The sequence below is a fragment of the Streptomyces pristinaespiralis genome (assembly GCF_001278075.1).
GTDB classification, from domain to species: domain Bacteria; phylum Actinomycetota; class Actinomycetes; order Streptomycetales; family Streptomycetaceae; genus Streptomyces; species Streptomyces pristinaespiralis.
On sequence record NZ_CP011340.1, the window covers coordinates 3198824 to 3219160 of the forward strand.

The 20337-nt window shown below is 72.1% G+C and carries 18 protein-coding genes; 9 read left to right on the plus strand and 9 right to left on the minus strand.

From position 1 onward, the window contains the following. Positions 1–106 precede the first annotated feature (106 nt). On the plus strand, positions 107–1663 hold the full coding sequence (locus SPRI_RS13235) for an alpha/beta hydrolase (RefSeq protein ID WP_005312284.1): 1557 nt from the start codon (positions 107–109) through the stop codon (positions 1661–1663). Positions 1664–1725: 62 nt separating this feature from the next. Beyond that, a complete protein-coding gene (locus SPRI_RS13240; protein WP_037773803.1) occupies positions 1726–3315 on the plus strand; it encodes an alpha/beta hydrolase in 1590 nt (529 codons plus the stop codon). A 76-nt stretch (positions 3316–3391) separates the two neighbouring features. Here the strand turns inward: SPRI_RS13240 and moeZ are convergent, their stop codons facing one another. The 7 genes from moeZ to SPRI_RS13275 all read right to left on the minus strand — a co-directional run bounded on the left by moeZ (position 3392) and on the right by SPRI_RS13275 (position 12078). Then, complete coding sequence (gene moeZ, locus SPRI_RS13245; protein ID WP_005312287.1) at positions 3392–4570, minus strand: adenylyltransferase/sulfurtransferase MoeZ; 1179 nt, start codon at positions 4568–4570, stop codon at positions 3392–3394. 63 nt (positions 4571–4633) lie between these two features. Next, positions 4634–5395, minus strand: a complete 762-nt coding sequence (locus SPRI_RS13250) for a spherulation-specific family 4 protein (RefSeq protein WP_005312290.1) — start codon at positions 5393–5395, stop codon at positions 4634–4636. Continuing rightward, a complete protein-coding gene (locus tag SPRI_RS13255) occupies positions 5383–6342 on the minus strand; it encodes an NAD-dependent epimerase/dehydratase family protein (protein ID WP_005312291.1) in 960 nt (319 codons plus the stop codon). Before SPRI_RS13255 ends, SPRI_RS13250 begins: the two co-directional genes overlap by 13 nt. A gap of 156 nt (positions 6343–6498) precedes the next feature. Further along, positions 6499–7857: a hypothetical protein gene (locus SPRI_RS13260; protein WP_053556953.1), complete on the minus strand. Its 1359-nt coding sequence runs from the start codon at positions 7855–7857 to the stop codon at positions 6499–6501. Next, on the minus strand, positions 7854–9524 hold the full coding sequence (locus SPRI_RS13265; protein ID WP_053556954.1) for a DUF3492 domain-containing protein: 1671 nt from the start codon (positions 9522–9524) through the stop codon (positions 7854–7856). The genes SPRI_RS13260 and SPRI_RS13265 overlap by 4 nt, the downstream gene beginning before the upstream one ends. A gap of 224 nt (positions 9525–9748) precedes the next feature. Continuing rightward, positions 9749–11104, minus strand: coding sequence for a DUF3152 domain-containing protein (locus SPRI_RS13270; protein ID WP_053556955.1), 1356 nt, complete (start codon positions 11102–11104; stop codon positions 9749–9751). Positions 11105–11112: 8 nt separating this feature from the next. After that, entirely contained in the window at positions 11113–12078 is a 966-nt protein-coding gene (locus SPRI_RS13275) for an alpha/beta fold hydrolase (RefSeq protein ID WP_053556956.1), read from the minus strand. A gap of 168 nt (positions 12079–12246) precedes the next feature. On the opposite strand from SPRI_RS13275, the gene SPRI_RS13280 reads away from it, so the two are divergent. The 4 genes from SPRI_RS13280 (at position 12247) to SPRI_RS13295 (ending at position 14210) form a co-directional block, all read left to right on the plus strand. Beyond that, positions 12247–12471, plus strand: coding sequence for a hypothetical protein (locus tag SPRI_RS13280; protein WP_005312304.1), 225 nt, complete (start codon positions 12247–12249; stop codon positions 12469–12471). Between the two features lie 242 nt (positions 12472–12713). Then, positions 12714–13358: a TetR/AcrR family transcriptional regulator gene (locus SPRI_RS13285; protein WP_005312306.1), complete on the plus strand. Its 645-nt coding sequence runs from the start codon at positions 12714–12716 to the stop codon at positions 13356–13358. 149 nt (positions 13359–13507) lie between these two features. After that, entirely contained in the window at positions 13508–13735 is a 228-nt protein-coding gene (locus tag SPRI_RS13290) for a DUF3107 domain-containing protein (RefSeq protein ID WP_053556957.1), read from the plus strand. A 205-nt stretch (positions 13736–13940) separates the two neighbouring features. Further along, a complete protein-coding gene (locus SPRI_RS13295) occupies positions 13941–14210 on the plus strand; it encodes a hypothetical protein (RefSeq protein WP_037773808.1) in 270 nt (89 codons plus the stop codon). A 211-nt stretch (positions 14211–14421) separates the two neighbouring features. On the opposite strand, the gene SPRI_RS13300 is transcribed toward SPRI_RS13295, so the two are convergent. Continuing rightward, complete coding sequence (locus tag SPRI_RS13300; protein ID WP_037773809.1) at positions 14422–15156, minus strand: ferritin-like fold-containing protein; 735 nt, start codon at positions 15154–15156, stop codon at positions 14422–14424. 495 nt (positions 15157–15651) lie between these two features. Here SPRI_RS13300 and SPRI_RS13305 point away from each other — a divergent pair, with 495 nt between their 5' ends. Both SPRI_RS13305 and SPRI_RS13310 read left to right on the plus strand, forming a co-directional pair. Next, positions 15652–17853, plus strand: coding sequence for a DEAD/DEAH box helicase (locus tag SPRI_RS13305; protein ID WP_053556958.1), 2202 nt, complete (start codon positions 15652–15654; stop codon positions 17851–17853). A 248-nt stretch (positions 17854–18101) separates the two neighbouring features. Continuing rightward, positions 18102–18953 carry an alpha/beta fold hydrolase gene (locus SPRI_RS13310; protein ID WP_005312314.1) on the plus strand — a complete coding sequence of 284 codons (852 nt, stop codon included), beginning with the start codon at positions 18102–18104 and terminating at the stop codon, positions 18951–18953. Positions 18954–19029: 76 nt separating this feature from the next. Here SPRI_RS13310 and SPRI_RS13315 read toward each other — a convergent pair whose 3' ends face one another. Continuing rightward, positions 19030–19929: an NYN domain-containing protein gene (locus SPRI_RS13315; RefSeq protein ID WP_037773812.1), complete on the minus strand. Its 900-nt coding sequence runs from the start codon at positions 19927–19929 to the stop codon at positions 19030–19032. Positions 19930–20109: 180 nt separating this feature from the next. Between SPRI_RS13315 and SPRI_RS38845 the strand changes: the two genes are divergently transcribed. Beyond that, the gene (locus SPRI_RS38845) at positions 20110–20265 is read left to right on the plus strand and encodes a hypothetical protein (protein ID WP_086025588.1); all 156 of its coding nucleotides are present in this window, start codon (positions 20110–20112) and stop codon (positions 20263–20265) included. The last annotated feature ends 72 nt before the right edge of the window (positions 20266–20337 follow it).

Below are 20337 nucleotides of genomic sequence, written 5' to 3' on the forward strand. Positions count from 1 at the left end.
GTTGCCGGACCGCGGGAATCTCACCCGTCCGGCGCAGCGCCGCGGCCTCCACCCGCATGGACCGGTCGCCCGTGCGGGGCACGCGGTGGCGGCGCACGATGGCGGCATGCCGATGACTTCCTCCGCCGCGCGGGCCGCGGCCGCCGCCACCGTGACAGCCGTACTGCTGGCCGTCGCCGGCTGTTCCGACGAGGGGAACGGCGACGGGGACCGGCCCAAGGACCTCGCCTCCCAGCAGCTGGAATGGCGGCCGTGCCCCGCTCCCTCGGAGGCGGAGGGCGGCGGTCCGGCGCCGTCGCCGCTGCCCGGCGGGACGAAGTGGCAGTGCTCGTTCATGGACGTCCCGCTGGACTGGGCGAAGCCGGACGGCGAGACCATCGAGCTGGCCCTGATCCGGGCCCCGGCGCGTGACCCCGAGAACCGCATCGGCTCCCTCGTCTACAACTTCGGCGGGCCGGGCGCCTCCGGGGTGTACGCCCTGCCTGCCCTCGCGTCCGAGTACGAGGCCCTCCGCGACCGCTACGACCTGGTGAGCTTCGATCCGCGGGGAGTCGGCCGCAGCGTTCCCGTGGAGTGCCTCGACGACAGGGAGATGGACGAGCTCGCGGCCGGCGACCCGACGCCCGACGACTCCGCCGAGGAGAAGAGCTTCCAGCGGGGCATCGAGGACTTCACCGACGGCTGCGAGGAGAACTCGGGTGAAGAGCTCCCGCACGTCGGCACCCTCAACGCCGCACGGGACCTGGACCTGATGCGCCAGGTCCTCGGCGACGACAAGCTCCACTACTTCGGCATCTCGTACGGCACAGAGCTGGGCGGCGTCTACGCCCACCTGTACCCGAAGAACATCGGCCGGGCCGTCTTCGACGCCGTCGTCGACCCGACCCAAGGCACCGTCCAGAGCGCGCTCGGCCAGGTCAGAGGCTTCCAGCTGGCCCTCGGCAACTTCGCGGAGGACTGCCTGGACCGCGGCGACGCCTGCCGGCTCCCCGGCTCCTCCGTGGCCGAGATCGAGGACTGGGTCATCCGCCTGCTGGACCGGCTCGACAAGAAGCCCGTGCCGGGGATCGGAGAGCGGATGCTCACCGAGGGGCAGGCCGCGAACGGCATCATCCACACGCTCTACTCCAAGGAGTACTGGAAGCTGCTGGAGCAGGGCCTCGACGAGGCCGACGGCGGCAACGGAGCTCTGCTGCTGGCCTTCTCCGACGCGCAGAGCGGGCGGTCGGAGAACGGCACCTACAGCAACATCCAGGCGGCGGGCACGGCCATCGGCTGTGTCGACGCCAAGGCCCGCTACACCCTGGAGCAGGCCAAGGCCATGGTTCCCGAGTTCCGCAAGGCCTCCCCCGTCTTCGGCGAGTACCTCGCCTGGGGCCAGGCCAGCTGCAGCGAGTGGCCGGTGGCGGGCACCTGGGACCACCCGGACGTCTCTGCGCCCGGCGCGCCGCCCATCGTGGTGGTCGGCAACACCGGCGACCCGGCGACGCCCTACGAGGGCACGAAGGCGATGGCCCGGGCGCTGGGCAAGGGCGTCGCGGTCCAGGTCACGTACGAGGGCGAGGGGCACGGTTCGTACAGCAGCAGCCCCTGCGTCCAGAAGGCCGTGAACGGTTACCTGCTGAACGGCCGGGTCCCCTCCGACGGCACGGTGTGCAAGTAGTCCGGGCGGCGGTGCTGCCTAGGATGTCGAAACTGTCTTCGATGACCGTTGGGGTGTGTGGGATGAGACATCGGGTGCGAGCGGTGGCCCTGGCAACGGCGACGCTCCTCGTGGCAGCCGGCGCGGCCGGATGCAGCGGCGACGGGGGGGACGGGGCCGACGACGGGCGCAACAGCGGCTCCCCGTCCTCCGCCGCCTCCTCCCCCGGCGTGACCCCCTCCGGTGATCCCGCCCTGCCGGCCGCGCTGACCGGCCAGAAGCCGGACTGGAAGCGCTGCGAGGCCCCGGTCGAGGCGTACGGCAGCTCGGCGCAGGTGCCCGGCGGCCAGTGGCAGTGCGCCACGGTCGAGGCCCCGCTGGACTACGGCGACCCGGCCGGGGAGACCATCGGCATCGCGCTGATCCGCTCCAAGGCGAAGGACCCCGAAAAGCGCATCGGCTCGCTGCTCTTCAACTTCGGCGGGCCCGGCGGCTCCGGTGTGGCGGCACTGCCCGGCGCGGCCGAGGGCTACGGCAGCCTGCACAGCCGCTACGACCTGGTCGGCTTCGACCCGCGCGGCGTGGCGGCGAGCTCCGCGGTGGTGTGCCGTGGCGACAAGGAGACGGCGAGGTCGCTGGGCCTGGACGCCACTCCGGACACCGCGGCGGAGGAGAGGACCTTCATGGCCGACGCGGCGTCCTTCGGCAAGGGCTGCGCGGAGCGCTCCGGCCGGGTCGTCCCGCACGTCGGCACGGCGAACGCCGCACGCGACATGGACCTGATACGCCACGTGCTCGGTGACGGAGAACTCCACTACCTGGGCTTCTCCTACGGCACCGAACTGGGCGGCGTCTACGCCCATCTGTACCCGCAGAACGTCGGGCGGCTGGTCCTCGACGCCGTGGTCGACCCGTCCGCCGACTACGCGGGGCACTCGCGCAACCAGACACGCGGATTCCAGCGTGCGCTGGAGAACTACTTCAAGAGCCGGGGCATCGGCGCCGAGGAGGGCACCGGGCGCATCGTGAAACTGCTGCAGCAGCTCGACCGCAGGCCGATGCCCACGGCCGACGGCCGACGGCTCACCGAGGGCCTGGCGCTGACCGGGATCATCCAGCCGCTGTACTCGCAGAGCAGCTGGAAGTACCTGACCCAGGCGCTGGACGCGGCGGAACAGGGCGACGGCACGGGGCTGCTGCTGATGGCCGACTCGTACAACGACCGTGACGAGAACGGCCGTTACGGCACCCAGAGCCATGCGCAGCGCGCCATATCGTGCGCGGACGCCAAGGGCCGGGTGTCGCCTGCCGAGGTGCGTTCCCGGCATCTCGCCGAGTTCACCGACGTGTCCCCGGTCTTCGGCCCGTATCTGGCGTGGGACCTGGCCGGCTGGTGCGCCGACTGGCCGGTGCCCGGCGAGTGGGAGACGCCGGAGGTGTCCGCGGACGGCGCGGCGCCGATCCTGGTGATCGGTACAACGGGTGACCCGGCGACCCCGTACGAGGGTGCGAAGAAGATGGCCGACGAACTCGGCAAGGGGGTCGGCGTGCTGATCACCAACAAGGGTGAGGGCCACGGGGCGTACGGCAGTGGTAAGTGCGTCACGGAGACCGTGGACGCCTACCTGCTCGAGGGCAAGGTGCCGCGGAGCGGCAAGACCTGTACCTCCTGAGCTCTTGCCCGCGCGCCGACACGGCGAAGGCCCCGGACCGCTCGACGCGGTCCGGGGCCTTCGCGTTCCGGGACGATCAGTAGACCGGCTTCTCCGGCTCGATCTGGTTGACCCAGCCGATGACGCCGCCGCCGACGTGCACCGCGTCGGCGAAGCCCGCCGACTTCAGCACGGCCAGGACTTCCGCACTGCGGACACCCGTCTTGCAATGCAGGACGATCTTCTTGTCCTGGGGCAGGTCCTGGAGGGCGGTGCCCATCAGGAACTCGTTCTTCGGGATCAGCCGGGCACCCGGGATCGAGACGATCTCGTACTCGTTGACCTCGCGGACATCGATGATGTCGATGTTCTCGCCGTCGTCGATCCACTCCTTGAGCTGCTTGGGAGTGATCGTCGCGCCGGCCGCCGCCTCCTGGGCCTCCTCGGACACGACACCGCAGAAGGCCTCGTAGTCGATGAGCTCCGTGACGGTGGGGTTCTCGCCGCAGACCGCGCAGTTCGGGTCCTTGCGGACCTTCACCTGGCGGTACTGCATCTCGAGGGCGTCGTAGATCATGAGCCGGCCGACCAGCGGCTCACCGATGCCGGCGAGCAGCTTGATGGCCTCGTTGACCTGGATCGAGCCGATGGACGCGCACAGCACGCCCAGCACGCCGCCCTCGGCGCAGCTCGGGACCATGCCCGGCGGCGGGGGCTCCGGGTAGAGGCAGCGGTAGCAGGGGCCGTGCTCGGACCAGAAGACGGAGGCCTGGCCGTCGAAGCGGTAGATGGAACCCCATACGTACGGCTTGTTCAGCAGCACACAGGCGTCGTTGACCAGGTAGCGCGTGGCGAAGTTGTCCGTGCCGTCGACGATCAGGTCGTACTGGCTGAAGATCTCCATCACGTTGTCGGCCTCGAGCCGCTCTTCGTGGAGGACGACGTTCACGTACGGGTTGATGCCCTTGACGCTGTCACGGGCGGACTCGGCCTTGGACCGGCCGATGTCGGCCTGGCTGTGGATGATCTGACGCTGCAGGTTCGACTCGTCGACCTCGTCGAACTCCACGATGCCGAGCGTTCCGACACCGGCGGCCGCCAGGTACATCAGGGCCGGCGAACCGAGTCCGCCCGCGCCAACGGCGAGCACACGAGCGTTCTTCAGCCGCTTCTGCCCGTCCATCCCGACATCCGGGATGATCAGGTGGCGGGAGTACCTGCGGACCTCGTCTACGGTGAGCTCGGCTGCGGGCTCGACCAGGGGTGGCAGCGACACGGGGGCTCCGTCGGTCGGTATGTCAGTACGGTTGTTCTCCTCGTAACACTGCCACGGCCCTTCTCATTCCGAGACACCACGTCCGATCTGCGAGACGATTTCGTCCCAGTAACCGGGCAGTGTCTCGAATGGCCCGATCTGCCCCCTTCCTTCCCACCGGCCGCCCCGGTCGGTGAAGAAGATGGTGCCTGCGCCCTGCCACCGGGCGATGCGGGTGGCCTCCTTCAGGTGGGTGCGGGGCACCCCGTGGACGAAGTGGACGAACCGTTCCGGCGGATACTCCGCCGTCCACTCGGCCACCTGTGACCAGCGGTACTCCGCCCACGGCCCGGAGAAGGTGACCAGCTGGTCCGCGGCCTCCGCGTAGCCGGGATACGGATGCGAACCGTGGCCCAGCACCATGTGTCCGCCGTCCACCACGGCGTCCAGGGTGGCCGTGGTCCGGCGCACGTTCGCCAGGTCTGCCCGCTCCGTGGGACAGCGGTCCAGCAGGAAGCCGTCGACCTTGTACCAGTCGGAGAAGTGCTGCGCGTCACGCACGAGGTCACCGAACGTCCGTGATCCATGGGACATGTCGAGGTGCCCCAGGACCCGCACGCCCGCGTTGCGCAGCCGGCCGACGGCTTCCAGACAGTGCGGGTCGGGCCGGTCGCCCGGCCCCGCCGCGACATTGAGGACGACCCAGTGCAGCGGCGTCCCCGGCCGCGTCAGCTCGGCCCATTCGGCGGGAGCGAGCAGGGGGTGCGCGTAGCCGGGGATACCGAACCCCAGCCCTTCCGCGCCGGTGGCGGCCAGCGGTGTGTCCGTCGTGGTCAGATGCGGCATGCTGCCTCCATCCAGATGTCGGCGAGGGACTCCTCGAGGTTGATACGGGGACGCCAGCCGAGCCGGTCGCGCGCGGTGCGCACGTCCGCCTGCTGCCAGCTTCCGCAGCCGTCCGGATACGGGGACGGTGTCGCGGCGAGGTGCTCGACGATCGACTCGGAGCGCGGGCTGCCGATGACCGGGCGGCCGGGGGGCGCGTCCAGCTCGTGCAGGGCGCCCGCGTAGCCGGCGACCCTGGCGAGGATCGACGCGGCGTCCCTGAGCTTCACGGCCCGGCCGGTGCCGATGTTGACGACGCCCTGCGCCGCAGAGAGCGAGGCGGCGTGCACGGCGCGCGCCACGTCACGCACGTCGACGAAGTCGCGCTGCACGCCGAGGCCGCTGAGCTTGAGCTCCCCGTCGCCGGCCTGCATGGCGCGCCGCATGGCTTCGGCGAGCCGGCCGAGCGGGGAGCCGGCCGGCGTGCCGGGGCCGACGGGAGAGAAGACGCGCAGGACGACGGCGTCCAGACCCGAGCCGAGCACCAGCTCGGTGGCGGCGAGCTTGCTCACCCCGTAGGGGCCGCCGGGCCGCGGGACGGCGTCCTCCGCGGTCGACGAGCCCTGCTGCGAGGGACCGTACTCGGACGCGCAGCCCACCTGGACCAGCCGGGCACCGCAGCCACTGCGGCGCAGCGCCTCGCAGACGGTCGCGACGGCGACGGTGTTGTGCCTGGTCAGTTCGCGGGCGCCGCCGCGGGTGGCGCCCGCGCAGTTGATGACGACGCCGGGGTGCACGGCGCCCAGGAAGCGGGTCAGCGCACCCGGGCTGCCGCCGGAGAGGTCGAAGCGGACATCGGCGTCGTCGCCGCGGCCCAGGGCGGTGAGGTGCACGGCCGGGTCGGCGAGCAGCCGGTCGGCGACGAAACGGCCGAGGAATCCATTGGCACCGAGCAGGAGCACCCTCATCGCGCGGCTCCTCGGGACCGACGGGCCGGAGCTGGGTGTTGCGGTGTCATGTGGCTTTCTCCTTAGGGATGTTGCTTTCGGTGCCATGTAGGCCGGTTGCTCCGCGGTGTCGGCTCCGCGGAGTGCGGCGGATGCGCCGGCGGCGTTCGGAGGGGGTCAGGGGGTGTGTGCCGAGGCCCGGGACAGGGCCGGTACGGCGTGGGCGAGCAGCCCGAGCGCGGCGATGCCGCAGGCGAGAGCCGGTACGGCCGCCACGCCCCAGGCGGCGACGATCGCTTCCACCGGACGGGCGACGGCTTCGAGACCGGGCAGGCGTCCCACCAGCAGCAGGGCCGGGGCGGCCGCCTCTGCGGCGCAGGCGGCCGCCAGGGCGGTGGCCGCGGGTCCCGCGAAGCCGTGGACGATGAGCAGACGCGCGAGGAACAGCAGAGTGCCGAGCGCGGCGGTCGGGGCGAGCGCGCCGCCGGGGAGCACCAGCCCGGTCGCCGTGAGCAGCACCAGGAGGGTGCCCGTGTAGAGGACCAGCGCCCCGAGGAGCAACGGCCGGGCCCCGGAGGCGAACTCGTCGAGGCCCCTGCTCCGTTCGAGCCTGCGCCGGGCGAGTACGGAGAACAGGTGGGCGCACCAGGCCGCCGGGACGACGGCCAGTGCGAGGCCGACGAGCGGTGAGGTTTCCATGGACCAGGCGTCGTCAGGGCCGCCGGCGATCACCTCGTGCAGGAACCCCTGGCCGTAGGCGGCTTGGGCGAGCAGGAACAGCGTCCACATCCTTACGGAGGCCACGCCGCGGCCTTTCGCACGCAGGGGCCCGCGGCGCAGGCAGAGCGCCACCGTGACGGCCACCGCGGCGGCGCCGGCCACACCCACCACGAGCCGCGGCACACCAACGGTGACGGCCGTGCCCGCCACCGTGAGGGCGCACACGGCGCCCGGCAGCAGCGACAGGAGGAGCCCCGGGGCGGGGAAGGCCCGGCCGGCGCGCGGATCGGCGGCGCGCGCCGGCCGGACGGGGGCGGCGGTGTGCTCCTTGCCTCGGGGCACACGCGCGTACATCTCCTCGGCGAGGGCGAACACGTCACGGTGGCGGAAGCGTGCCGCGGTGCGGTTCGTGACTCCGTGCGCCTCGAGGCCCGCCGCGATCTCCAGCGGGTCGACGGCCTGCTCGCACAGTTCGCGGTGGCGGTGCATGAGCGCCTTGACCGGGTCGGCCGGCCCCCGGCGCCCCTGCCGCGCACCGCCGGGGCCGCCGTCCGCGACGGCCGCGGAGGGCTGCGACGGCCGCCCGGGACCCCCGGTCGCGTCATCGTCCGTCGGTGAGCCCGCTCGCGGCGCGGCGGCGGCCTCCGGTGACGGCTCCGCCGCCGTGTCGGTCCGGCGGCCCGCGACCGTGTCGGCGGCGTCCACCGCGGCCGGCTCCTCGTCCAGCCGCGCGAGGGACTCGAGGACCGGCGCCGGACCGGTACCGCCGAACGGGTCCGCGGGCGCAGTGATCCCGGTGACTCTGGGGGCCGTCATGGGTGTGTCTCCTTCGCCGTCTCCGGTGGGGCTCCGGCCGCGACGAGACGCGGCTCCTCGGCCCAGCTCGGGGTGCGGGGGCGGGCCGCCGCGCCGGTCCAGCGGGCCGGTACGTGACACTCGGCCGGGTGCGCGAAGGGCAGCGGTTCGCCGTCGGCGTCGACGAGGTCCCGCGGGACCGGCGAGTGCGACATCAGCTCCAGGTAGATACCGCGAAATGCCGTCAGGTTCTGTTCCACGGTGAAGAGTTCGAGTGCGCGGGCGCGCGCCGCGGCGCCCAGGCGCTCCCGCCGCGCCCCGTCGCGCAGCAGGGAGACGCAGGCGTCGGCGAGCGCCCGCGGATTGCGCGGGGGCACGACGAGCCTGGTGCCGCCGATGACCTCCACGACCGCGCCGACGTCCGTGGACACGGTCGCGCGACCGCAGAACATCGCCTCCACGAGGCTGATCGGGAAGCCTTCGACGACGCTGGACAGGACGACCACTCCCCCTGCCGCGTAGGCGTCGACGAGCTCCGGCGCCTCTGGGCCGCCGATCTCCTCGAAGGAGACCGGGTTGTCGCCCACGGCATGGGCCCCCTCGGCCTCGTCGGGGAAGAGCTGCGCGGCGAGCGCCTTGCAGTGGGCGAGGTAGGTGGCCGCTTCCGGGCTCTGCGCCGGCGCTCCGAACAGACGGAGCCTGGCGAGCGGTTCCGCCTTGCGGATCTCGGCGAAGGCGTGGAGCAGGGCGATGAGGTCCTTGGACGGCTCGATCCGTCCGACCCACACCAGGGTGTGCGGATCGCCCGTGTCGGCACTCTCGCCGACGGCCGCGAAACGATCCGCCTCCATGCCGGGATAGACGGTGCGCAGCTTCTCGCGGTCCGCGCCGCACCTCTCCTGCCAGCGCCGTGCGTGGGTGTTGCCGGGTGTGATGACGGACGCCTGCCGGTAGACCTCCGCGGCCAGCCGGCCGTGGAAGGCGGCGAGGAGGGCCCGGACCGGTGCGCTCAGCCCGGCGTCGGTGGCGGCGAGGTAGTGGGCGCGCAGTTGGACCCCGTACTCGGTGACCAGCAACGGGACTCCGCAGAAGCGTTTGGCCAACAGGCCGGGAAGGGCCGCCGGTCCACCGGCCGCCGCGTGGCAGAGGTCGACCGCGCCGAGGCCGTCCTCGTCGTACCAGTCGAGGAGCAGGGGGCGCAGGGCCCGCTCGAGCCGGTCGGCGAAGGCCAGGTGGTCCACCACCGTCGCACCGTGGACCGTGCGACGCGTCCCGGGGGCCCGGCAGGCCGACTCGAGGGCGCGCACGGCGGTCTCCGAGCGGAGAGCGGCGTAGAGCCCGCCGTACTCACGGGCGAGTTCGGCCAGTCCGTACAGGCCGTCGGCGAAGCCGTCGCCGTCGGCGCACACCGCGGCGGCGAGGTCCTTGAAGTGGCCGGCGAATCTTCGGCGTTCGCGCCGCCCGTAGGTCCGGCCGTCGTCCGCCGGCGCCCACAGGGCCGCCGTGCGCACCCTGCGTACCTGCGGGGGGAGCCGGAGGAAGCCCTGCTTCTCCTGCTCGGCACTCCGGCTCAGGGCGTACAGGTCGAATTCGTGCTGCTCGAGCCCGCGCACCAGCCGGTCGCACCAGAGCCTGGAATCACCATTCGCATACGGATAACCACCCTCCGTAAGCAGTCCGATCCGCACAGGTGCACCCCCGATCTCCCGTTGTGGGCGGCCGCCGTCGATTTCCGGCGACTCACAGCGGAACGACGTTAAGCGGACATGCCGGTGGCGCGACGGACGGTTGTCCGTCGCGCCACCGGAAGGGGTGAATGCACGTAACTTTCACAGCCGGGCGGCGTTCTGTCGCGCTACGGTGCGACTCGCCTACAGAGGGTCAGGCTACGGCCAGTACGCGGAGGAGCGGATCAATCGCCCGGATGCACCCAGGGGTTGGCCCGGCACTTGATGCCGCCGACCTCCAGCGTCTTGGTCTGCTGCTGCATCACGGGCGCGAGCGCGCCCCGCGTGGCGCAGTTCACGTGGTTGTACCCGAGGCGGTGCCCGACCTCGTGGTTGATCAGCATCTGGCGATACGCCAGCATCGCGTCGTCGCCGTAGGTCTCCGCGCCCTGCGCCCACCGGAACGCGTTGATCATCACGCGCTCGGTCGAGGCGGAGTCGCAGGAGACGTTGTCCACGGTCGTGTCGAGCCCGGACTTCGCGCACCAGACGGCGGTCGTCCCGGGGCTGGCCAGCGTGATGACGAACTCGGCCTCGCCCGACGAGATCCGCTCGAAGGTCATGGCCCCGCCGTGCGCCCAGCTGCGGTCGTCGTTCAGCGTCTCCTGGACGGCCCTGGCGAAGAGGCCGGCGTCCAGGCCGAGACCCTTCTCGACGTCGATGCGGTAGCTGACCTTGCGGCCCTTGCCGGGCGCCTTGTCGAAACCGGGAACGGCCACGAACTCACCGGAGGCCTTGAGCTCCGGGTCGATCGGGAACTGCCGCGTCATCAGCTGCTGGTAGGTCGGGGGCGCGGCCGGCGGTTTCGCCGCCTGGGGCGGCGTGGGCCTGCCCTCCGAGCGGTCGGGGCGCTGCTGCGCCCCACGCTCCTCGCCGGACGCCTGGGAGCCGATCTCGCCCGACCGGTCCGTCGCGACCTGCCCGGCCACCACCACGGCGAGCACGGTGGTCACCGCGGCGGCCGCGATCCCCGTGAACGTACGGCCCTTACCGCCCTTCGCGGGCGGTTCCCCGGCCGGCGCGGCGTCGGGGTCAGGAAGCCCGTCGGCCTCGGTGTCCGCCGCGATCCCGGGCGGCCGCCCGTGTCCCGTGTCCCAGTCGGTGACGGAGTCGTACGGGTCGTAGGGATGGTCCGGCGAGTACCGGTCAGGACGCTGCGGGCGCGGCTCCGGGGCCCTGTCGAAGGCCTCGACGTACTCCCGCCGCGGGCCCGGTATACGCGGCCCGCCGGTCATGGTGCGCGGCGGGGGCGGCTGGACGCGCGGAACGCCCTGCGCCGGCGTCGCGCCCTGCCACTCCCCCCACCCGCCGCCGGGCTCACGGTGCTCCGGGTGCCCGCCACGGGCGTGCGGCGTCCCGTGATCGGTACCGCCGTGACCGGGAATGTTCCGGCTGGGACCGGCGTCCGGCCCCGCGGCGAGTCTGCGCCGCCCGTTGCCGGGTGCGGCGGTCACGGCCTCCCGTTCACCGGAGGCCGGCCCACCGTCCGTGCCGGCGCGGGCTCCCTTCGGGAGGGGGCCCTTGCGGCTGTGTCGTCCCACGCCCCGGATCAGCTCCTACCGCAGTCGTCGAGCAGCTCCCGGAAGGCCTGGGCGACCGCTTCCGGGTACTCCATCATCGCAACGTGCCCGGCCTCCGGGAGCGTCAGCATCCGGGAGTCCCGGAACGCCGCTGCCGCCTTGCGCGCCATACGGTACGAGATGAGCAGGTCCTTGCGCCCGTAGACGAGGAGCGTCGGGGCGAGCACCCGCTCCGCCTGACGCCACAGACCTTGCTGCCCGCCGAGCGTGTAGGCGTCCACGATGCCCCTCGCCGACCTGGTCATCGCGTCCCAGAAGTAGGGGAGGCTCATCCGCCGTTCCATCTCCTCGACGGCGTGACGGAGCGCTTCGTCCGTCACCCGTGAGGGGTCTCCGTAACAGAGCGCCAACACCCCGCGCGTGCGGCGTTCGGCGCTCCAGTCCTTCGTCATCCGCGCGAAGAGCCCGGTGACTCCCGGCAGCGCGAGCAACGCGGTCGGCACGGCGGAACGCTGCACGCGGAGCTCGGGAAGGGCGGGCGAGACGAGGGTCAGGGTGCGCACCAGGTCGGGCCTGACGGCCGCGACGCGGGTGCAGACGGCGCCCCCGAGGGAGTTGCCCAGCAGATGCACGGGGCCCCGGGCGCTCGCGTCGAGGAAACGGATCACCGCCCTGGCGTGGCCAGTCACCGAGTAGTTGCCGTCGTCCGGCGGCGGGGAGTCCCCGAAGCCGGGCAGGTCGAGCGCCTCACCGTCGACGCGGTCCTCGAGCTGCGCCATCAGTGCCGACCAGTTCTGCGACGAGCCGCCCAGTCCGTGCACGTACAACGCGGGCGGCAGCCCGGCGCGCACGGGGGGCCGGGAGCGGACCGTCAGCGTGAGCCCCGGCAGGGACACGGAACGGAGCTTCTCGCCGTCGGCGACGCGCACCGTCGCGACCTTCGGGGCCATCGCGGCACTGAGGGCGCGGGCTCCCGGCAGCTCGGTCGAAGACATGCGGCAATGTTACGAGACGATCACGCGGTGCTTGATGTGTTCGGCGTCACACATCACCCGCGTTCTGAAGGGCACCCGGACCTCGTCACCGAATCACCACGTAGCGCCATGAATCAGTACCTCATAGGCTCGTATCAAAAGCACGCTCTCCATCGAAAGCGGTGCCGCATGTCAGTCGATCCGACCGATCCCGAGACATTCCAGGAAGACGAGAACGAGAACAGCGGGACGCGTGACGAAGAGGTCCCCGAGGCCGATGCCGCCGAGCAGCACACCGACGTGCGCGCCGAGCGCGACGACCCGATGAACCACGTCGACCCGGCCGCCGCCAACGAGGCGGACGCCGTCGAACAGACTCGTGTGGTCAAGCTCGACGAGGACGACTACCGGTGACCTGCGGCCCGTTGCCCCGGTATGTCCGGGCAAGGTCCGGGAACCGGCAGCTTCCGAGACTGTCCGGTCCGTGAAATCCTGCGTCCGCACGACGCACAGCCGGGTTACCCAAAAGTACGATGGCGGGCGCGGCGCACAGCGCGCGCGGAGCCCCGCGCCGGCCGAGGCAATTCTTGTTCGAAGAAGTGTCTTCCCGAACTGTGCTTGTCAGAACTGTGCTTGTTCTTACATTGGGAGGCGGCGTGACAGCCATCGAGCAGACAGAGGCGGCGCGCCCGCGGGGCACACGCCTGCCACGCCGAGCCCGCAGAAACCAGCTCCTGGGCGCCGCCCAGGAAGTTTTCGTGGCTCAGGGGTACCACTCGGCGGCGATGGACGACATCGCCGAGCGTGCCGGAGTCAGCAAGCCCGTGCTCTACCAGCACTTCCCGGGCAAGCTCGAGCTCTACCTCGCGCTGCTGGACCAGCACTGCGAGTCGCTGCTCCAGGCCGTCCGCGGCGCGCTCGCCTCGACGACGGACAACAAGCTCCGCGTCGCCGCCACCATGGACGCCTACTTCGCCTACGTCGAGGACGAGGGCGGCGCCTTCCGGCTGGTCTTCGAGTCGGACCTGACCAACGAGCCGGCCGTCCGCGAGCGGGTGGACCGGGTGTCGTTGCAGTGCGCGGAGGCCATCTCCGACGTCATCGCGGAGGACACGGGCCTGTCCAAGGACGAGTCGATGCTGCTGGCGGTGGGCCTGGGCGGCGTCTCCCAGGTCGTCGCCCGGTACTGGCTCTCCAGCGGCTCGGCCATCCCGCGGGACACCGCGGTGCAGCTGCTCACGTCGCTGGCCTGGCGCGGTATCGCGGGCTTCCCGCTGCACGGCACCGACCAGCAGCACTGAGACCGGGCCCCCGGCCGGGGGCCCGGCGTCCACCTGTTCGCTCCTGGCGTTCGCGGGCGGCGCCTGACGGCTGCCGCCTTGGGGCTAATGTGTGCTGCGTACGGCGCGGCTGACCGCGCAACGCACTGACCGTTCGGAGGGACATAGCCGTGGAGGTCAAGATCGGCGTGCAGCACGCACCCCGGGAGCTCGTTCTGGAGAGCGGGGAGTCCGCCGAGGAGGTCGAGCGCGTCGTGGCGGAGGCCCTGGCCGGCAAGTCGCAGCTGCTCAGCCTCACGGACGAGAAGGGCCGCAGGGTCCTGGTGCCGGTCGACAGGCTCGCCTATGTCGACATCGGTGAGTCGACCACGCGGCGCGTGGGGTTCGGCGCGCTGTAGGCGCGACGGCGGCGCACGCCCCGGGCGGTGTCCGGGCGAGCGCGGTGAAGCATTTCGGAGGAGGGCCCGGCGGGACGACCGCCGGGCCCTCCTCCGCTGTTCAGCGCTGCTCCGACCGCCTGTAGGAGGGTTGCGTTCCGTGTACGCCGGGTAGTACGGGCTACGACCGACCCGCCCCCGCCCGGCGTCCGTGAGGAGATCGGCAGTGCTCTTGGAATCGCTCGGTTCAGTCCTGCTCGGGCTCGCACTCTCCTGGGCGGCGGTCCACCACCTCGGCGACCGGCTCCCCTCCCGCAGGGCGGTCTTCGCCACCGGCGCGCTGGGTGCCCTCTTCGGCGCGTACGTGACGCACGTGGCCCTCGGGCCCGGGTACACCCTCGCGACCCTGCTGGGGGCCGTGGCGATCGGGGCGGTGCTGCTCTCGCTGCTGATCCGCCCGTCGACCCGCAGACTGCGCCGCGCGTTCCCTTTCTGAGCCCGCACGACGTCCGGCCGCCCCGAGGACGGCCGGAGGACGAGCCCGGCGACGAACAGCCCGGCGGACCGGGCCCCGGACCGGACAGCGGGGGCGATTCCGGGACGCGAGGCCCCGGGAAGCGCCCCTTAGGCCCTTTCCGAAGCCTTTCTCCCGCGCCGGTGAAAAACGGGAAATCCGCTCGTGAAAGCTGCCCGGACGAAAGCCGTACCTATGCGGCCAGCCCCAGCGCGGCCATGCGCTTGGTGTGAGCCTTGGTGATCCGGGAGAACATCTCGCCGACCGCCGCCAGGTCGAAGCCGTCCGCCACACCGCCCACGAGCATCGTGGACAGCGCGTCGCGCTCCGCCACCACCCGCTGCGCCTGTGACAGGGCCTCGCCCATGAGCCGCCGCGCCCACAGGGCCAGCCGGCCGCCGACCCGCGGGTCCGCCTCGATCGCCGCGCGGACCTTTTCCACGGCGAAGTTGCCGTGACCGGTGTCGTCGAGCACCGCGAGCACCAGCGCGCGGGTGTCGCTGTCCAGACGGGCGGCCACCTCGCGGTAGAAGTCGCTGGCGATCGAGTCGCCCACGTAGGCCTTGACCAGGCCCTCCAGCCAGTCGGACGGCGCGGTCAGCCGGTGGAAGTCGTCCAGGGCCTGGGCGAACGGCTCCATCGCGGCCGTCGGCTCGGCGTCGATGGCCGTGAGGCGGTCGCGCAGCCGCTCGAAGTGGTGGAACTCGGCGGAGGCCATCTTCGCCAGCTCGGCCTTGTCGCCGAGCGACGGTGCCAGCTTGGCGTCCTCCGCGAGCCGCTCGAATGCCGCCAGCTCGCCGTACGCGAGCGCCCCGAGCAGGTCCACGACGGCGGCACGGTACTGCGGTTCCGCGGACGCCGCAGCCCAGTCCTGGGCGGCGATACCGGTGTGACCGGTCGATTCAGTGGCGTTGTCAGGCGTCTCCATGGACGGCACAATAGCCCGCCCGCCACACCGGGGAAGGGCCTGGTCATCAGCGGCGGGAACACAGTTCTCGTGAATTCACCCAACACACATGCGCGAATCCGGGGTACAGTGGTAATGCGCCTGCTGAGCGTCAGAGTACTTCTGTGCCCTCGGTAGGCCGTCTGATGAATGAGGATGCCCGGTCGGTGGCCCGATCGGCTCCGACCCCGACCGCCCTCCACGTGGATCATGCGCACAGTTGCGCAGGACCGCAGATGAGGGGCCCCCTCAGCGGTACGAGCGCTCGAGCGACGGCAGTGGTCCCGCGCCATCCGGCCAATCCACGGCCGGTCCAGTACCCAGGTGCGGTACGACCCCCAGCGTTCGCCTCGCGCCGCGTCTCACAGAAGAGGCAACACCCTGACTACGCAGACTTTCCGGGATCTCGGGATCCTCCCCGAGACCGCCGAAGCCCTCGAGGCCGTCGGCATCCTTTCCCCCTTCCCCATCCAGGAGATGACGCTCCCCGTCGCGCTCTCCGGCTCCGACGTCATCGGCCAGGCCAAGACCGGCACCGGCAAGACCCTCGGATTCGGCCTGCCGCTGCTGGAGCGCGTCACCGTCCCCGCGGACGTCGAGGCGGGCCGGGCGAAGCCCGAGCAGCTGACCGACGCCCCTCAGGCGCTGGTCGTCGTCCCCACCCGCGAGCTGTGCACCCAGGTCACCAACGACCTGCTGACCGCCGGCAAGGTCCGTAACGTCCGTGTGCTCGCCATCTACGGCGGCCGGGCGTACGAGCCCCAGGTCGAGGCGCTCAAGAAGGGCGTCGACGTGATCGTCGGCACGCCCGGGCGTCTGCTGGACCTCGCGGGCCAGCGGAAGCTCGATCTTTCGCACGTGCGCGCCCTGGTCCTCGACGAGGCCGACGAGATGCTCGACCTGGGCTTCCTGCCGGACGTCGAGAAGATCATCCAGCAGCTGCCGGCCAAGCGCCAGACCATGCTGTTCTCCGCGACCATGCCGGGCGCCGTCATCGGCCTCGCCCGCCGCTACATGTCGCAGCCCACGCACATCAGCGCCACCTCGCCCGACGACGAGGGCGCGACCGTCCGTAACACCACGCAGCGCGTCTACCGCGCGCACTCCATGGACAAGCCCGAGATGGTCTCGCGCATCCTGCAGGCCGAGGGCCGCGGGCTCGCGATGATCTTCTGCCGTACGAAGCGGACCGCGGCGGACATCGCCGACCAGCTCGCACAGCGCGGCTTCGCCTCCGGGGCCGTCCACGGCGACCTGGGCCAGGGCGCCCGTGAGCAGGCGCTGCGCGCGTTCCGCAACGGCAAGGTGGACGTGCTCGTGTGCACCGACGTCGCCGCGCGGGGCATCGACGTCGAGGGCGTCACGCACGTCATCAACTACCAGTCGCCCGAGGACGAGAAGACCTATCTCCACCGCATCGGCCGCACGGGCCGCGCGGGGGCGTCCGGCACCGCCGTGACCCTGGTCGACTGGGACGACATCCCGCGCTGGCAGCTCATCAACAAGGCGCTGGACCTGGGCTTCCCGGACCCGCCGGAGACCTACTCCACGTCGCCGCACCTGTTCGAGGAGCTGTCCATCCCGGCCGGCACCAAGGGTGTCCTGCCGCGCGCCGAGCGCACGCGCGCCGGTCTGTCCGCGGAGGAGGTCGAGGACCTCGGTGAGACCGGTGGCCGCGGCCGCCGGACCGCGTCGGCCCCGGCCGCCCGCGAGGAGCGCCCGGCCCGTACCCGTACGCCGCGTCAGCGTCGCCGCACCCGCGGCGGGGAGTCCACGGCGGAGACGGCAGTGACCGAGGCGGTCGTTCCCGAGCAGGCCGCCGGCGAGGCGTCCTCGGAGCCGCGCACGCCGCGCCGCCGCCGCCGTACCCGCGTGGGCGCACAGGCGTCCGCCGAGGCGACGGCCGTCATGGAGACGGTCGAGCAGACCGCGCCCGTCGTCGAGGCCGAGGCTGAGACCGAGTCCAAGCCGCGCCGCCGCCGTACCCGCGGTGCCGCGCAGGCCGTCGTCGCCGAGGCCGAGGCGGTCGTCGCGGTCGCGGAGACCGCGGCCGCGGCCGAGCCGCGTCGCCGCACCCGCGCCGCGAAGGCGGTCGACGCTGTCGACACCGCCGCAGCCGGCACCGGGACGGTCGAGGCGGAGACGGTCGTTGAGACCAAGCCGCGCCGGACCCGGACGCGTGCGGTGAAGGCGGTCGACACCGCCGAAGCCACCGTGACCGAGGCGAAGCCCCGCCGGACGCGTACGGCCAAGGCCGTCGACACGGCCGAGGCGGCCGCGACCGTCGAGGCCGACGCCGGGACGAAGCCGCGCCGGACCCGCGCCCGCAAGACCGTCGACACGGTAGAGGCCGTCGAGGTCGCGGCCGAGCCCGAGGCCAAGCCGCGCCGGACCCGCGCCCGCAAGACCGTCGACACGGTAGAGGCCGTCGAGGTCGCGGCCGAGCCCGAGGCCAAGCCGCGCCGGACCCGCGCCCGCAAGACCGTCGACACGGTAGAGGCCGTCGAGGTCGCGGCCGAGCCCGAGGCCAAGCCCCGCCGGACCCGCGCCCGCAAGGCCGCGGAGCCCAAGGCGGCGGTGGCTGCCGAGACCGCGGTGAACGCCGAGGCCTCGGTGGAGCCGGAGGCGAAGCCGCGTCGGACGCGTACGCGCAAGGCGGTGGCGCAGCCGGAGAGCTGACGCCCACGCAACTCATCACGGCCCGGCCCCGGGAGGGGCCGGGCCGTTGTGTTTCCCACTGCCCTGATCGGGGGTCCCGGCTCCGGCGGGGAGGATCCGGCCGAAGGCGTCTGCCACGGCCGCCAGGGCGGGGGGACGTCGCAGGCACCGCGCGCGGCGCGGTCCGGGCAGGGGCAGGGTAGGGGAACACGCCCGCACGGCGGCCCCGGCCGTCCCCATGCCGCCTCCCCCGCGTTAGCCTCGTCCGCATGAGCCGGCCGCCCACCTTCGTCCCGCCCGTCTGCGCACTTCCCCGCGCGCTCTCCACCTCGCGCGGCGCGTTCGCCGTACTGGACGCGCGGCCGTCCGGGGACGTGCGCGGCACCGCGTTGCTGCTGCCCGGGTACACGGGCAGCAAGGAGGACTTCATCGCGCTGCTCGAGCCGCTGACCGCGGCGGGCTATCGCGCCGTCGCGGTCGACGGCCGCGGCCAGTACGAGACGGCCGGCCCTGCCGACCAGGCCGCCTACGCGCAGGACGAGTTGGCGCGGGACGTGCTGGCCCAGGCGGCAGCACTGGGCGGCCCGCTGCACCTTGTGGGGCATTCGCTCGGCGGCCAGATCGCCCGCGCCGCCGTCCTCATGGACGCCTCACCGTTCGTGACGCTGACGCTGATGTCGTCCGGTCCGGCGCAGATCAGTCCGGCCCAGCAGCAGCGGGTGAAGCTCCTGAGCGACGCGCTCGCGGTGATGCGGATGGACCAGGTGTGGGAGGCGATCCTCGCCTTCGACGCGCCGGAGGACGCGGCGGAGGAGGCCACGGAGGACCGTGAGGACCTGCGACGGCGATGGCTGCTGCACAATCCGGCCCAGCTCCTCGCCACAGGACGGCAGTTGACGACCGAGCCGGACAGGGTCGCCGAACTCGCCGCCGTACGGCCGCCGCACACACATGTGCTGTCGGGCGAACGTGACGACACGTGGCCGGTGCCGCTGCTGGACGAGATGGCGGAGCGGCTGGGCGCGCACCGGACGGTGGTGGCCGGCGCCGAGCACTCCCCGAACACCGACCGCCCTGCGGAGACCGCCGCGGCGCTCGTCCGGTTCTGGGATCAGCACTGAGTCCGTGTCCCTGCGGGTCGCGGATCCGTACGGCTCCCGGTCGACGTGCGGTGAGCAGCAGCCGGTGAAGCAGCAGTCAGTACTGGGCCTGCAGGTGCTGCCAGAAACCGTCGCGCAGCGCACGCCGGAGCAGCGCGTGCCCGCGCAGCGAGCGCTGGAGCCGCCGTTCCGCCTCGTTGAGCAGGTCCTGGTCGACGGAGCCGGGCAGATAGGGGTGGCCGGGCAGCAGCTCGGCCAGTTCCGTGCGGCCCCGCTCGACCAGCCAGGTCGCGGCGATCTGCGCGCCCACGAAACGCACCTCGTCGCGTGAGGGCGGCGGTGAGCCCTCGTTCTCGTAGGTGGTCACCGGCCTGCGGGTGATGTAGGGACGGCAGAAGTCGAGGTCGAAGGTGCGCTGGCTGTCGACCTCCCACAGCAGCGGCTCCGCCTGGTTGCGTCCCTCCCCCGCCTCGATGCCCCACAGATGGACCCGCGCCCCGTATCCCTGGGCCGCCTCGACCGCGGAGACCAGGTCCTCGTCGCCGCCGACGAGCGCCGCGTCGCTGATGGCGCGGTGCCGGGCGAGGGACTCCAGATCGGTGCGGATGAGGGAGTCGACGCCCTTCTGCTGGTTGTTGGCGTTGAGGTTGCCGAGGCGCACCTTGACGTCGGGCAGCTCGGCGATGGCCTGCTGCTCGGAGGTGTGGATACGGCGCCGGGCGCCGTCGTACCAGTAGACCCGCAGCAGCCGGCTGTCGGCGAAGATCGTGCGCGCCTTGTCGATGAAGGCCTCGATCAGGCCTTCCGCGTCGAGGTCGAAGGAGCGCCGGTCCTCCGTGCCCGCTACAAGCAACCCGGCCGCTGCATAGACGTAACCGGCGTCGACGAAGATGGCATGGGTGGAGGGAGTCTTCGCGACCTCGGCGAGCATCCGCTGCAGGAGCTCATTGGTGCGCTCCAGGCGGCCTGCGATCTGGTTGATCTCTGCGTCGTTCATACGGGGCTCATTGTCCGTGTCCGGAGCGCTACTCGCCAGTAGTTAGGCATCCGAAAAATTTCCTTAGCGTAGGGAATGTTTGCAGGATGCATCCCGTTGACACCTGTGTACACGGACGGGGACACCCGTCCGTCAGCCACTCAGTTCTCCTGCAGGAGGATCAGACGAAGGGAGAAGCGCTTGCGCTTCGAGATCATGCGACTGGACGACATCGACGGCACGGCCGTCGACAGCACGGTCGTGGACGCCGCCTCCGTCAATCGGATCGTGCAGCAGGCCGCCTACACCGGCCAGCGCATCTACATCCGGCCCGCCGACACCGACGCCGCTTCATAACGCCCGCCCGCTCGACGACGCACGACGCCCCCGCACGGACGAACCGTACGGGGGCGTGCTGCGTTCGGGGCA

Bases quoted from the DNA above. Each gene is read 5' to 3' on its own strand.
- SPRI_RS13235 (WP_005312284.1), top strand. From the start codon at position 107: ATGCCGATGACTTCCTCCGCCGCGCGGGCCGCGGCCGCCGCCACCGTG.
- SPRI_RS13240 (WP_037773803.1), top strand. From the start codon at position 1,726: ATGAGACATCGGGTGCGAGCGGTGGCCCTGGCAACGGCGACGCTCCTC.
- SPRI_RS13250 (WP_005312290.1), bottom strand. From the start codon at position 5,395: ATGCCGCATCTGACCACGACGGACACACCGCTGGCCGCCACCGGCGCG.
- SPRI_RS13255 (WP_005312291.1), bottom strand. From the start codon at position 6,342: ATGAGGGTGCTCCTGCTCGGTGCCAATGGATTCCTCGGCCGTTTCGTC.
- SPRI_RS13260 (WP_053556953.1), bottom strand. From the start codon at position 7,857: ATGACGGCCCCCAGAGTCACCGGGATCACTGCGCCCGCGGACCCGTTC.
- SPRI_RS13275 (WP_053556956.1), bottom strand. From the start codon at position 12,078: ATGTCTTCGACCGAGCTGCCGGGAGCCCGCGCCCTCAGTGCCGCGATG.
- SPRI_RS13280 (WP_005312304.1), top strand. From the start codon at position 12,247: ATGTCAGTCGATCCGACCGATCCCGAGACATTCCAGGAAGACGAGAAC.
- SPRI_RS13300 (WP_037773809.1), bottom strand. From the start codon at position 15,156: ATGGAGACGCCTGACAACGCCACTGAATCGACCGGTCACACCGGTATC.
- SPRI_RS13305 (WP_053556958.1), top strand. From the start codon at position 15,652: ATGACGCTCCCCGTCGCGCTCTCCGGCTCCGACGTCATCGGCCAGGCC.
- SPRI_RS13310 (WP_005312314.1), top strand. From the start codon at position 18,102: ATGAGCCGGCCGCCCACCTTCGTCCCGCCCGTCTGCGCACTTCCCCGC.
- SPRI_RS13315 (WP_037773812.1), bottom strand. From the start codon at position 19,929: ATGAACGACGCAGAGATCAACCAGATCGCAGGCCGCCTGGAGCGCACC.